Source organism: Desulfobotulus sapovorans DSM 2055 (genome assembly GCF_059569355.1).
Genome location: NZ_JCANVJ010000023.1, coordinates 1 through 11,541 on the forward strand (window position 1 = coordinate 1; position 11,541 = coordinate 11,541).

At 51.6% G+C, this 11,541-nt stretch carries 16 protein-coding genes and 1 tRNA gene; 4 read left to right on the forward strand and 13 right to left on the reverse strand.

Annotated features, from left to right (window positions below; genetic code table 11):
• From BR04_RS13385 to BR04_RS13420, 8 genes are all read right to left on the reverse strand, one after another.
• Positions 1-213, reverse strand: a 213-nt coding sequence (locus BR04_RS13385) for a hypothetical protein (protein ID WP_496356526.1), incomplete at its 3' end; no start/stop codon positions are given.
• A gap of 164 nt (positions 214-377) precedes the next feature.
• Entirely contained in the window at positions 378-506 is a 129-nt protein-coding gene (locus BR04_RS13390; RefSeq protein ID WP_496356527.1) for a hypothetical protein, read from the reverse strand.
• 398 nt (positions 507-904) lie between these two features.
• Positions 905-980 (reverse strand) — tRNA-Ala (locus BR04_RS13395).
• Between the two features lie 57 nt (positions 981-1,037).
• A complete protein-coding gene (locus tag BR04_RS13400; RefSeq protein ID WP_496356528.1) occupies positions 1,038-2,369 on the reverse strand; it encodes a PhoH family protein in 1,332 nt (443 codons plus the stop codon).
• A 96-nt stretch (positions 2,370-2,465) separates the two neighbouring features.
• Positions 2,466-2,798: an inorganic pyrophosphatase Ppa gene (locus tag BR04_RS13405; protein ID WP_496356529.1), complete on the reverse strand. Its 333-nt coding sequence runs from the start codon at positions 2,796-2,798 to the stop codon at positions 2,466-2,468.
• 99 nt (positions 2,799-2,897) lie between these two features.
• Complete coding sequence (locus tag BR04_RS13410) at positions 2,898-3,791, reverse strand: alpha/beta fold hydrolase (protein ID WP_496356530.1); 894 nt, start codon at positions 3,789-3,791, stop codon at positions 2,898-2,900.
• Positions 3,792-3,802: 11 nt separating this feature from the next.
• Positions 3,803-4,069 carry a glutaredoxin family protein gene (locus BR04_RS13415; protein WP_496356531.1) on the reverse strand — a complete coding sequence of 89 codons (267 nt, stop codon included), beginning with the start codon at positions 4,067-4,069 and terminating at the stop codon, positions 3,803-3,805.
• A 56-nt stretch (positions 4,070-4,125) separates the two neighbouring features.
• Positions 4,126-4,590 (reverse strand): chemotaxis protein CheX, encoded by a 465-nt coding sequence (locus BR04_RS13420; protein WP_496356532.1) that lies wholly within the window; start codon positions 4,588-4,590, stop codon positions 4,126-4,128.
• A gap of 882 nt (positions 4,591-5,472) precedes the next feature.
• Between BR04_RS13420 and BR04_RS13425 the strand changes: the two genes are divergently transcribed.
• Positions 5,473-5,745, forward strand: coding sequence for a hypothetical protein (locus BR04_RS13425; protein ID WP_496356533.1), 273 nt, complete (start codon positions 5,473-5,475; stop codon positions 5,743-5,745).
• Between the two features lie 60 nt (positions 5,746-5,805).
• Here BR04_RS13425 and BR04_RS13430 read toward each other — a convergent pair whose 3' ends face one another.
• On the reverse strand, positions 5,806-6,468 hold the full coding sequence (locus BR04_RS13430) for a CPBP family intramembrane glutamic endopeptidase (protein WP_496356534.1): 663 nt from the start codon (positions 6,466-6,468) through the stop codon (positions 5,806-5,808).
• Positions 6,465-7,988 carry a HEAT repeat domain-containing protein gene (locus tag BR04_RS13435; protein ID WP_496356535.1) on the reverse strand — a complete coding sequence of 508 codons (1,524 nt, stop codon included), beginning with the start codon at positions 7,986-7,988 and terminating at the stop codon, positions 6,465-6,467. The genes BR04_RS13430 and BR04_RS13435 overlap by 4 nt, the downstream gene beginning before the upstream one ends.
• Before the next feature lie 236 nt (positions 7,989-8,224).
• Between BR04_RS13435 and BR04_RS13440 the strand changes: the two genes are divergently transcribed.
• From BR04_RS13440 to BR04_RS13450, 3 genes are all read left to right on the forward strand, one after another.
• The gene (locus tag BR04_RS13440) at positions 8,225-8,620 is read left to right on the forward strand and encodes a RidA family protein (protein WP_496356536.1); all 396 of its coding nucleotides are present in this window, start codon (positions 8,225-8,227) and stop codon (positions 8,618-8,620) included.
• A 60-nt stretch (positions 8,621-8,680) separates the two neighbouring features.
• A complete protein-coding gene (locus BR04_RS13445; protein ID WP_496356537.1) occupies positions 8,681-8,863 on the forward strand; it encodes a FeoB-associated Cys-rich membrane protein in 183 nt (60 codons plus the stop codon).
• 154 nt (positions 8,864-9,017) lie between these two features.
• Positions 9,018-9,737, forward strand: a complete 720-nt coding sequence (locus tag BR04_RS13450; RefSeq protein WP_496356538.1) for a Smr/MutS family protein — start codon at positions 9,018-9,020, stop codon at positions 9,735-9,737.
• A gap of 37 nt (positions 9,738-9,774) precedes the next feature.
• Here BR04_RS13450 and BR04_RS13455 read toward each other — a convergent pair whose 3' ends face one another.
• From BR04_RS13455 to BR04_RS13465, 3 genes are all read right to left on the reverse strand, one after another.
• Entirely contained in the window at positions 9,775-10,614 is an 840-nt protein-coding gene (locus tag BR04_RS13455; RefSeq protein WP_496356539.1) for an MBL fold metallo-hydrolase, read from the reverse strand.
• 107 nt (positions 10,615-10,721) lie between these two features.
• Positions 10,722-11,054 carry a NifB/NifX family molybdenum-iron cluster-binding protein gene (locus tag BR04_RS13460; protein ID WP_496356540.1) on the reverse strand — a complete coding sequence of 111 codons (333 nt, stop codon included), beginning with the start codon at positions 11,052-11,054 and terminating at the stop codon, positions 10,722-10,724.
• A 66-nt stretch (positions 11,055-11,120) separates the two neighbouring features.
• Positions 11,121-11,483, reverse strand: coding sequence for a NifB/NifX family molybdenum-iron cluster-binding protein (locus tag BR04_RS13465; RefSeq protein WP_496356541.1), 363 nt, complete (start codon positions 11,481-11,483; stop codon positions 11,121-11,123).
• Positions 11,484-11,541 lie beyond the last annotated feature (58 nt).

Genomic DNA, 11,541 nt, shown 5'->3' on the forward strand with positions numbered 1-11,541 from the left:
CAAAACAAGTCCGAGCATGGCATAGAGTTCCTTGGTTGGCCGACCCTTCCCGTCGTCAAAGAGAGGAAACAGCTTCTCAACCGGAAGTCTGTGGAGGATTTCTTCACGAAACAGATGCGCCCATGATGATTTCAGAAGAGCCAGCCTCTTTGAGCCAAGATGTTCAAACGGACTGAACATGTCGTACTGTTTGTGGTCTTTGATGTGGATCATGTAAAATCCTTACAATATGTTTAAATTACAGCATATACATACCAAAAACAGTATCTTGGATCAATATGAAAAATCAAAAAATATATCTATTTTAAACACTTATGCCATTTTGGCTTTTTTGCGAGTGCATCAAGGGTGGAATATTTTTTTGCTCCAGACGGTCATCACTCTATCCTTTGATGGATTTGATTCGCCGTCGTTTGGATGGTGTCAGGCCAGCATTTTTCAAGATTTTTCAGCCGATAGAGCCGTCCCTTGATGTGCAGCAGCCGATCCAAAGCGGCCGTTGCCATGACCTTATTTCCCGCCAGGAACTTGGGTCAGTCCTTGATGGCCTTGTTGGTCAGCTTCCATGACCATAGCCGTAATTGGTGATACGGAACAGTAGAACCTTACTCTCGACAGCCCCCTGTGTCAGGGTAGTTGTCACCTCAGTGCGACCCAAACTGGTTGGATGGTAACTTTGGTGTCCGATATTTTCAACTTACCTCATCTGTCTTGACACTTACCGCTCTTGATATCAAAATTGCCGATTTTTTGCCTCCGCCAAGTCAAAAAAATCAATAAGGAGGCATCAAAAGAGTGTTTAATGTCAGTTCCAATAGCCTCTTTACGAAAATATCTTCAGCCTGTCTGTAGGGCAAATACAAAAGCCTATCCAGATACCGATCCGGATAGGCTTTTTTTTATATGGTGGAGCTGAGGGGGATCGAACCCCTGACCTCATGGCTGCCAGCCATGCGCTCTCCCAGCTGAGCTACAACCCCATAAACGAAAGTTTTATAAGATAAGTTGTGGAGACTGTCAATGCTTTTCTCTTGGTATCAGAGTAGCTGGATAGCCAGTTCAGAAAGAGCCGATCGTTCACCCTTTATGAGATCGATGTGGGCATGTTTTTCCTGACCCTCCATCTTTTCAATAAGATAACTGAGTCCATTGGATTGACCATCCAGATAGGGGTGGTCAATCTGAAAAATATCTCCGGTGAAGACGATTTTTGTGTTTTCTCCTGCGCGTGTCAAGATGGTTTTGACTTCATGAGGGGTCAGGTTCTGGGCTTCATCAATAATGAAATAAATACGTACCAGACTGCGTCCACGAATATAAGGGAGGGGAGAGATGACAATTTTTTCATCTTCCATAAGCTCCTTAACGCGCTGATTTTTTTTATCATGTGAAGAAAATTGATTTTGAATGACGGTCAGGTTGTCAAAAAGAGGCTGCATGTAGGGATCCAGCTTGGACTTGACGTCTCCTGGAAGATAACCGAGATCCCGGTTGCTCAAGGGTACATTGGGTCTTGCGATGAAAATCTGGCGGTAATTGGCCTTTCGCTCCAAGGATGCGGCTAAGGCCAGCAGGGTTTTGCCTGTCCCCGCTTTACCAGTGATGGTGACAAGGGGGATCTCATCATTCAGGAGGGCATCCAGCGCAAAGGTTTGTTCCGCATTTCTGGGGACAATGCCATAGGCGGTGGGTTTTTCAACCTTGCGGATTTTGCGGCGTCCCGCATCCAGAGTGATGAGAACGGATTTTTTGTCGCAGCGGAGAATGGCGTATTCATTGGGTCTCAAGGGTTGGGGCAGGGAAAGTTCTTCCGGATTTACCTCGAAGGGCGTCTGATGTATGCGGTCGATAAAGGCAGGATCCACATTTTCTTCTGTACGGTATCCGGAATAGAGTTCCCGGATGTCCCGGACATGATCCGTGGTATAGTCTTCGGATTTCAGCCCCAGAGCTTTGGCCTTCATCCGAAGGTTTACGTCTTTTGTGACCAGTACCACTTCCCTGCCGGGATTTTCATTTCGGAGTCGGTAGGCGGTGTTTAAGATATGGTGATCTGTTTTTTTTGTGTCAAAGTTACGGGCAACATCTTCATGAAAAACCTGTTGCAGATAAATGGAGAGGCGGCCCTTTTCTTCCCCGATGGGAACTCCGCCATTGAAGAGCTGGCTGCCGCTCATGCCATCAATAGCCCGGAGGAATTCTCTGGCGTGGTAGTTGAGGATACCACTTCCTCTTTTAAACTGATCCAGCTCTTCAATGACACTGATGGGAATGATGATGTCGTTGTCTTTGAACTGGTAGACACAGGAGCTGTCATGGAGAATAACGTTGGTATCCAAGACAAAAAATTTTCTGGGATGGGGGGACATGGGGCCTCCTTGGGATCTTGGGCCATCAAGACATCAAACGGCATTCCGTTTTTTCGGAATGCCGTTTGAGAATGTACGTTTCTGAGAAAAATGGAATCAAAAAACCTCCACCAGGAAAGGTGTGCAGCGGGTAGCGATACTTCCCCGCCGGATCCATAGGCGGATGCGGGTTACCGTGCGTCCGTCTATGGCGACTATCTTTGGCAGTTCTTCCACAAAGGCTATGTCTTTGAGATGAAACTCATAGTAAAAAGGGTCGCAGCCTTGGGGATCAGCAAGAAGAAGGATCTTTTCTGTATCATGGAGATGTTTTTTGGGTGTACCGCAAAAGGGCATGTGGTTTTTTTTCAGGGTTCGGATACGATCCGTATCGGTGAAAGAAACAATTTCAAGTTTGGGGATGGTTTCCAGAAAATGCATGACACTCATGGGAAATCACCTCCTTAAGGGTGACAGTGATGTTGGGGATATCATACCTGCAGTGCAGGATTCTGAACTCTGAAAATATTGTATAACCCGATTTTTTTTTCATGAAAAGTCCGGATCCGTGCACATGCAGGATTGGACAAGGACGCTGGCACAAAGATCTGGATTTTCAAGGGGGAAAAAATGGCCACAGCCAGGAATTTCATGGAATGTGGCCAGGGGAATCGTTTTCTGGAGGCGTAGAGCCGCCTCTTTTCTGAAAAGATGGGAGTGTGCAGCCCTTACAATATGTACGGGGCAGGAAATGGCGGCGGCATGTTGCCAGGTGTTGGGGGGGACGCTTTCATAAAAGCGGGCCTCCAGTTCGGGGTTACAGGCCAGCTCCAGGTCTTTTGTATGGGCAAGGGGGCGGAGGCCTCCTTCGAGAAACCCTTCCAGGGACTGGGGATGCCAGTGGCGAAACATACCTTTCCCCTGGTAATGCCGTCGTGCTTCTTCTTTACTGGGGAAACGGAAACGTTTTTTACGTGTATTCCGGGGCATGGCGAACCAGTTTTTGAGGCCCAGGGCCTGGGTCACGCGGAAGAGGGCGATATAGGAGGGGGGAAAGATGACGGGATCCAGAAGAACCAGCCTGGAAAAAAGTTCGGGATAGCAGGCTGCAGCAGCATATAGGAAGAAGCCTCCCATAGAGTGACCAACACCTGTTACAGGCCCCTGAGCTTTTCTTTTCAGGATATGCGCAATATCCTCAATGAAGGAGTTCCAGTTTTTAAGGGGCAGGGTTCCCTCGTGGGTGGAGCTGCCATGTCCGCGTATGTCTGGTGCCGTCACTCCATACCCCAATGCCTGCATTTTTTCCAGAAGTGGCCGGTAGGCTGTGGCACAAAGACTGTTACCGTGGAGAAAAAAAATGGTATTTTTCTGTTCCTGTACACTCTCCAGCAGGTGTAGTTTCCCCTTGGATGAGGGGACAAGGGTATGTTTGAAAGACATGAAAACTCCGTCTATGGGGCAGGGGGGATGACGCCCATGCGGATAAGATCTTGCCGGAAGGCGTCCGGATTAAAAATTTTGCCTTCCCGCCAAAGGCCCTTGTACTCCAGGGTGGGAACCACCCAGTCTTCGCCACCATTTACCTGAACGACCTTAGAAACAAGATCCGGATCCGCAGTTTCAATATCGATGACCGTAAAGGGAATGTTGTGAGCCGTGAGCCACTGAATGGCTTTTTGGCAGTGGGGACACCAGGTCGCACTGTAGAGATGCAGCATGGAAAGACCTTTCGCAGCAGAAAAGAATAGTATTGTTTTTTGGAGCGTACAGGTTTTTATGAAGCTTCAAAGCTGAGCTCCATGGTAAAAGTACTTTCTGCAATGGTGAAAGGGACGGCTATTTTAGGGCCGTCTGTAATGTGTTTTAGCTCATGGCCTTCACCCGAGGCGACACTGGGGATGGCTCCCTCATAGACCAGTCCCACGGTTTCAAGTTCCCTGCGGGCCTGTCCTGAGATCATATTGGCCAGTTCTCCGGCAGCTTCTGATACCTCATCATTCAGGCTTTCCATTGTTTCTCCGAACATGCTGGAAACAATTGCGAGTATGGCTTTTTTTTGAAAACTGATGGAAAGGGTGGCATGGGATGGGCCGGTCATACCGACAATGGCGCTGACATCCCCTATGGCTTTATTGTCTTTTTTCAGGAAAGGCTTTCCCGGTACAGGCTTGATGTAAGCCATGGTGGAGATGACGTTGATGGTTGCACTGATAAAGGGATTGACATGTTCAGCTTTCATGAAAACCTCTGAAGGGGGCAGGAATATGAACGATTTCATGGAAATGCGTCTTTTGTGCGGAGACGGCCCGTGAACGCTGACACAACGGAACAATGCATGAACGGTAGCAGATGGTGGAAAAGGATGCAATGCTTTCATGGCGGCTGTATAAAAATAGAAGCTGTTTTCAGAAAAATTTCTGTGTCCTGCTTTTCAGGCATTTCAGGTTGCTGTTTATGGGGGATGGAATGCAGTGCAGAATGGATGACAGAAGCTGTTGCCAGTGAGTTTTTTTTAGCGACCAGGCTACAGGTTCCGGTATCCGTAGTGGGCAGGGGGCAGGCTGTGAAGATGCTGGGAACCACAGGGTGTGTCCAGTTTATTTTCGCTATCCTTCTGCTCCCGTTGTGGGGACGCAGTACCGGGGATTTTTGTGGCCGCCCCCGGTCATCCTCAGGAATTCCGTCCCGGGAAGTTCTGCATTGCTGAGCTGCCGAGACGGTACAGACCAAAACATGGGGTGTGTCCGGCATCTGGGCATGCGTAAGTTTTTTTGCCATGAAAAGATTTTGTAGGATCAGGGATAAAATCAGGGACTGCAAGGCTGGGCCAGAGGAGTAATCCTGATTTTTATGGAGAGGAAGAGAGGTGAAAGACCTTGTCTGATATTTTCTGCCTGCCAGCCGGAAGCTATCCGGATATTTATGGATATCAAGATGTAAGGAATATGATTTTCCATAAAATTTCGGCCAGAAGGAGGGGCTGTTTTTTGATTTGAGTTTCTTTTGGGAAAGATTTACACTTTTTTATAAGAATCAAAAGAGGGGCTTTGCACAGTGGCGTGGGAAGACCTCTTTGGGCAGAAGAGTGACATATAGATATACAGGTATGGGAGGAGATACAGTGAAGCTGACGTTCTGGGGAGGCATTTTTCTTGTAACAGGTTTTTTTCTTTTTATTTTCAAGGCTGTCGCGAGTTTTATGAAGCGGGAATTTGATTTGGCAGACCTTACCCTGGAGAAGGTGCTGCATCCTGATTCCCTGGACTGGATGGAAACCCTTTCCTGGGAGTGGAGCCGGGTTGCTGCGGAACAGGCCGTCACGGTACCCTTGTACCTTGGCTGTATTCTTTTTGGGGTTTTTTTCTTGATTCTTGGGGGGATCTGGGGAAAGTAAGCGGATGGGTTTGGAAGGGACAAGGGGGTGCGGTGGAAAAGCCGCAGCCCTTTATTTGTTTCAGGGCATGGTAAGGCGTACGAAGAGCGAAAGGCTGAAAAGCACAAGATTGCCACAGGCATGGATGAGAAAGGGGGCTGCGAGGCTTCCGGAAAGCCCGTAGGCCAGACCAAAGGCCAATCCTCCGACCCACTGGGTGAGCTGGGCACCGGGATGCATCAGGGCAAAGAGGGCTGTGCTGATGCAAAGGGCGGGGATCCACCCGTGGCGTTTGAAATAGCCGAAGAGAAATCCCCGGAAAAAGAGTTCTTCCGCCAGAGGAGCGATGAGTCCGCCTGCTACAAAAAAGAGGATAAGATCCATGGAGTTCTCTGGTAGCGGTACCCGGACAAGATTCAGGGGAGGGATGCCGCAGTACCAGAGAGCAAGGCCGCTGCCAAGGGCAAGAAGCCCCATGATGGCACATCCCGCAAGGCCAGTAAGAAGGCCAGAAATCAGTCGCTGACGGTGCAGGCCCACGTTCATGGGGGAAAGTCTTCGGAAGTGGAGCAGACCGATCAGTGCACTGCACTGTAGCAGTCTGAGAAAGACAAGTCGGATCAGGGGAGATCCGGAATCGGGAAAAAGGCAGGCACTGATTTCAAGCCCTAAGATCAGAAAACAGGCAAGGATCAGGGTGATGCCATCCGGAGACTGGGGGGGGGAAGGGGGGGAGATGCTCATGACGGTCTCCCCTCTTTTTCCTGAAAGGAGAGGGAGGGCAGGGGCCCTAGGCGTTTCAGTGCCTCAAAGGCATACCATTGCACATAGGGGTGGGCGCTGTTTTGCAGGGTATGCAGGATAACCCTTCGGGCTTCCTCGTTTTTATGCAGTTTGGGAGCAGAACGGGAAAGGGCTTCCAGAGTCTTGCAGAGAACATTGGGATGGGGATCTGTAAGGGCATGAAGCAAAAGATTCCAGTGATTTTCCGATGGTTTTGCGCCAAGCAATGTCACAGTCCAGTAGCGCTCCGCCGTATCCCCTTTTTCGAGGATCTGTGAAAGAAGCGTTTCCGGTACCATGATCTTTCGGCCCTTGGCTGCGGTGCGGAGGGCATGGAGGCGTTCGCTGCGTTTTTCCGAAACGAGGTAGCGGCTCAGGCTTTCCGGATCCTGGAAGCCTCTGCGGGCTTCTCCCAGAAAATAAAGGGGCAGAAGTCCTCCGAGTCCCAGTGTCAGACAGAGGATGGAGGCCATGCAGGACGCTGTTGGTCTGTCAAAGATCCAGGCCAGGATGCGGCGCAGGGGGGAAAAGATCAGGGTATAGAGGAGGAGGGGAAATCCCGTGACAAGGCAGAGCAGAATGAGGCTGCGGAAGGGCCCCATGCGGTCCGCTTTCAGGCTGATCTCATCCAGAATCTGGCCCGGAGCCTGGGTGAAGTCTGACCAGGTCAGGGGGCTTTTTCCCATGGCTTCTCCGGACAGAACGAGGGAAGCTCCAGGGGCGTGCAGCCGGACATGGTGGGGGGTTCCCGGTTCTGCCCTGTGCCATCCCCAGAGGCGCAGGTTTTCTTCGGTCTTGGTATCCAGGGAGAGATCTGTTGCATAGAGTTTCATCTGACGGGCCGCTACGGGCTTGATGGCTTCCGCAGCAGGCAGGGTATAAAGGTAGTAAGCATCGCTGATGGCAAGCCCGAGACGGCTGGAGAGCAGGAGGCTGTCCCGGATATCCATGAAGACACTCTTCCCGAGAAGGGGGGCTGCTGCCAGGGCCAGGAGGACGAGGGGAACCAGGTGAGCGGGTTTGTGCCAGGGAGCGTCCTGTAGCGTGGTCTTCGGCATGAGGGCAAGGCTTGCCTTCCATGTGATGGCAGGAACCAGCAAAACCCAGAGTGAAGGGAAAAGGACAGCTCCCCTGTGATTGATAAAGATGAAAAGACCCAGCCACAGGCCTGACGCAGGAAGGGAAATCCAGCGGCTGTCCCCCACAAGATTTCGGCTGCTCCAGGCCAGGGCAAAGCTGGCTGTGGCCAGTCCGGCTCCAATGGAAAGGAGAAAGAACAGGGCGGGGAAAAGGCCCATTTTCAGCCCTGCCATGATTGGGATAGCAGCACCATGGGGAACGCTGAGGATGCCCTGGGCCTGAAGACCTTCGGCATGCAGGAGAACGGGTGCCATACTGTGGCGGATCTGTACAAAGCCCAGTATGGCAGCCGTAAGGAGTCCGGGAAAGAGGCAGCTCAGAACAGGGATAAAACGGTGCATGGTGGATTCCGGGTCTGAAGTAGGGGAAAAATCCCCTCAGGGGATTTATGGGCCTCATAGCATATTCTTGTGGAGAAGCCAAAACGCCTCTCCCCTTTTTCCGGAGAGTGTCCGTTTTTTTGGATTTCAAGATCCCTCTTTTTGGCTTATGCTGCCCATGAAACGGTTTACAGTGCTCAGCTGTTTCATGGTCGGAAAAGCAGGAATATCTGCATGGTTTTGAAAGGAGAAAGAGGATGTATCCGAAAAAGGGAAGGCCCCAGTCCTTTGCCACAGACAAAGCTCCGGCAGCCATAGGGCCTTATTCCCAGGCTGTTGCCTGGGCAGGATTGCTTTTTGTTTCCGGCCAGATTCCCCTGGATCCGGAAAGCGGAACGCTGGTGGCGGGGGATATTGCCGCTCAGGCCCATCAATGCATGAAAAATCTTGCAGCCATTGTGGAGGCTGCGGGAACGGGTATGGATCGGGCGGTGAAGTTTACGGTTTTTTTGACGGATATGGGGGATTTTGCAGCGGTGAATGCCGTGTATGCCCAGTATTTTGAAGAGGTTTTTCCAGCGAGATCCGCAGTTCAGGTCTCTGCACTTCCGAGAAACGCAGCCATAGAGATAGAGGGTATTTTTGCCTGCTGATTTTTTGTTGCGGCCTTTGTGGTTCAGATTTTTTTAACGTTCAGCAACAAGGAGGGCGGTATGGTGTTTTTTGAAACCTTGTTGGTGGTGGGGATTGTTCTTCTGGCAGCAGCTTTTTTTGTCCGTCATTCCCTGTCGAAAACAAAAGCCTCCGGGTGTGATAAGGGCTGTGGCTGCTGTACTTCGGGATGTGAAACTCCCCAGAACCGTATCCATGAGTCCAAAAAGGGAAAAAACGAGTAGCCTGTTTCCTTCCCAGTGTGTGCTGCCTGAAGCTTCGGGAGCTTTTTTGATTTTTTTTTGTCTTGCCGTTAAAATTATGGCTGCATGTTTTTTTTGATGTGGGGCCTTATCCCTGAGTTTGGGATGAGATTTTTTTCATGTGAAAGGAGCTTGGATGAAGCGTTTTTTTCTCTGGTTGCGGGCGCGACTGTGGAAGGGGGGGGGCAACGAAGTGCCTGCTCCCCAGCCAGAGCAGGCGCAGATTCCAGATGAAGTCCCTCTGCCTTCAGGAGAACTCCCTTCCTCCGGGGAAGGGGATCCGGTTCCGGCCCATCATGGGCAGGCTCCTGAAAGGGAAGAATCTGAAAAAACTTCCCCAAAAGGACAAAAACTTGCCCGTAAGCGTCTTTCGTTTCGAAGGCAAAGTGCTCTTCCTAAGCCGGAGACCAGAAAAAAAATTCCTGTTCTGAAAGAAGATGCGGATCTTTTTGTCCTCATGGGTGGGGATCCCCTGAAGGCGGGGGATGTGAAGGAGCCGGATCTTCCGGAGGCAGAAATTCTGGGAGAGCAGAAGGAAGGAAAGGGCACGGTTCTGTGGTCGGTTCCGACCAAAACCCTGGATCTCCATGGCCTGACCCTCCAGCAGGCGGATATCCGTATACGTTCCGCCCTTCTCACCGCCCGTATGGAGGGGGTGAAGGTAATGCGGATTGTGACGGGTAAGGGGCTGCATTCCAGAAGCGGTAAGGCGATTTTGCGGGATCATACGGATAGCCTGCTGCTGGATTTCCAGAAGAACGGGGAGATCCGGGCTTTCAGGTGGGAGGGCAAGACCCTGAAAAAAAGCGGGGCGGTTCAGGTCAGGCTTCGGGAGGTGTACACGGAAGTGGAGTGAAATTTTTTCCCCGCCTTTGAAAGCGGGGAAGCGTCTGTTATTTCTTCTGTTCTTCAAAAAACCAGGTGCGGCCCACGGAAAGGGGCGTGACTCTGGGGCCAAAGGCCTGACGCAGATGGCAGTAGGCGGGAATACCCGTACAGTGGCCGACCATCATGTGATCAAAGGAAAAGGCAGACAGTCCGGCAACAACACGATCCAGCCGTTTTTCATCCGCTTCCCCCAGGTGCAGACCTCCCAGAATGGCATGAAAGTGGGAAGATCCCGTCAGTTCCGCCACATGGGTGAGGGTGTTGATCAGTCCCCGGTGGGTGCATCCCAGAAGCAGGACGGTACCCTGGGCGGTGTCCAGAATCAGCCCCATATCATCGGGCATGGTATCCGCATGGGCGGGTTCTCCCGCAAAAAAATAGGATTCTACTCTCTCCCAGTCCGTTGTCATGGGGATTTCACCTGTGGTGCGGATACCCGGTGCAAGGGCCATGGACTGCCGTGCATACTGAATACGGAAACCCGCTTTTTCCAGTGTTTCCGGGCCAAGGGGACAGCCGATCCCCACAAGATTGTCCGCCTGTCTTCCCGCCCATTTGGCCTCAAAGGCTTCCGGGTGGGCAATGAGGGTGCGGGGGGTCGGGGGCTCCAGAAGGAGAGAAAGACCACCCGCATGGTCGTAATGTCCATGGCTCAGCACCACCGTATCAACACGCCCAAGGTCTTTGCCGAGGATACGGGCATTGGAGGCCAGTACCATGCCCTGACCGGTATCAAAGAGGATACGCTTTTCAGGACTTTCAATGAGAAAGGAAAGTCCATGTTCTCCCATGAGGCCCATGCCCATGGTGGTATTGTTTTCCGCAAGGAGTGTAAGGGTGATCATAGGGTCTTTTCCTGGGGCCTGGCCCTTGCCCGGCGGTGGGGAGTCCGGTTCTGCGACGGGGATGGGTCGCAGACCGGATTCCTGGTTTTCAGGGTTTCATGATCCGCTCAGTGATCACAGAGGTTGACACCGGTTTGCAGGCTGCTGTTCAGGTACTGGGTGACAAGAACTTCCGGAGCTTCGCAGGGGGCACCGGTCAGTACCCGGATGCCTTTTTCCGCAAAAAGCTGCTGGGCCTTGTGGCCCATACCGCCCGCAATGACCACGGTGGCTCCCAGAGATTCCACCCAGCGGGGTAAAACGCCGGGTTCGTGGGGAGGCGGGGTCAGACTTTCTGTTTTTTCGATTTTACCTTCGTTGACATGAACCAGGGCAAATTCCTGTACATGACCAAAGTGTACAGCCAGTCTGCCTTCTGCAATGGGGATGGCGATTTTCATTCAGAACTCCTTGGTTTCGTTGCTAGGGATAATGGGGTTTTGTATCGGATGTGCATTTTCAGGCCATCAGGCCCAGTGCCCTTCCACGTTTGGGATATCTGCTGCCTGAAGCCTGCCGTTTTTATAGTGCTGTACCGCATCAATGACCCTTCCTGAAGCGCCCACCACCACAGCAATCCCCGCAGCCTGAAGCACATCAAAGGCCTTGGGGCCGCAATGTCCTGTCAGGACAGCCTGGGCACCCGTGGATGCAGCGGTTTTTCCCGCCTGGATACCTGCTCCCTGGGGCAGGTTGAGGTTTTGGGTATTTTCCACAACGGAAAAATCGAGGGTTTCCGTGTCCACCAGAAGAAACATGGCGGCCCGGCCAAAGCGGGGATCCAGGGGGGCATTCAGGGTGGGGCCTTGAGAGGAAACAAGTACTTTCATGGTGAGACTCCTTTGTGAGGATCTTCTTGAATATGATGATCTTTTTGAAGGAAAGGCA

Bases quoted from the DNA above. Each gene is read 5' to 3' on its own strand.
- BR04_RS13465 (WP_496356541.1), bottom strand. From the start codon at position 11,483: ATGAAAGTACTTGTTTCCTCTCAAGGCCCCACCCTGAATGCCCCCCTG.
- BR04_RS13415 (WP_496356531.1), bottom strand. From the start codon at position 4,069: ATGCTGCATCTCTACAGTGCGACCTGGTGTCCCCACTGCCAAAAAGCC.
- BR04_RS13420 (WP_496356532.1), bottom strand. From the start codon at position 4,590: ATGAAAGCTGAACATGTCAATCCCTTTATCAGTGCAACCATCAACGTC.
- BR04_RS13455 (WP_496356539.1), bottom strand. From the start codon at position 10,614: ATGATCACCCTTACACTCCTTGCGGAAAACAATACCACCATGGGCATG.
- BR04_RS13400 (WP_496356528.1), bottom strand. From the start codon at position 2,369: ATGTCCCCCCATCCCAGAAAATTTTTTGTCTTGGATACCAACGTTATT.
- BR04_RS13430 (WP_496356534.1), bottom strand. From the start codon at position 6,468: ATGAGCATCTCCCCCCCTTCCCCCCCCCAGTCTCCGGATGGCATCACC.
- BR04_RS13445 (WP_496356537.1), top strand. From the start codon at position 8,681: ATGGTGTTTTTTGAAACCTTGTTGGTGGTGGGGATTGTTCTTCTGGCA.
- BR04_RS13390 (WP_496356527.1), bottom strand. From the start codon at position 506: ATGGCAACGGCCGCTTTGGATCGGCTGCTGCACATCAAGGGACGGCTC.
- BR04_RS13405 (WP_496356529.1), bottom strand. From the start codon at position 2,798: ATGAGTGTCATGCATTTTCTGGAAACCATCCCCAAACTTGAAATTGTT.
- BR04_RS13450 (WP_496356538.1), top strand. From the start codon at position 9,018: ATGAAGCGTTTTTTTCTCTGGTTGCGGGCGCGACTGTGGAAGGGGGGG.
- BR04_RS13410 (WP_496356530.1), bottom strand. From the start codon at position 3,791: ATGTCTTTCAAACATACCCTTGTCCCCTCATCCAAGGGGAAACTACAC.
- BR04_RS13440 (WP_496356536.1), top strand. From the start codon at position 8,225: ATGTATCCGAAAAAGGGAAGGCCCCAGTCCTTTGCCACAGACAAAGCT.
- BR04_RS13435 (WP_496356535.1), bottom strand. From the start codon at position 7,988: ATGCACCGTTTTATCCCTGTTCTGAGCTGCCTCTTTCCCGGACTCCTT.
- BR04_RS13460 (WP_496356540.1), bottom strand. From the start codon at position 11,054: ATGAAAATCGCCATCCCCATTGCAGAAGGCAGACTGGCTGTACACTTT.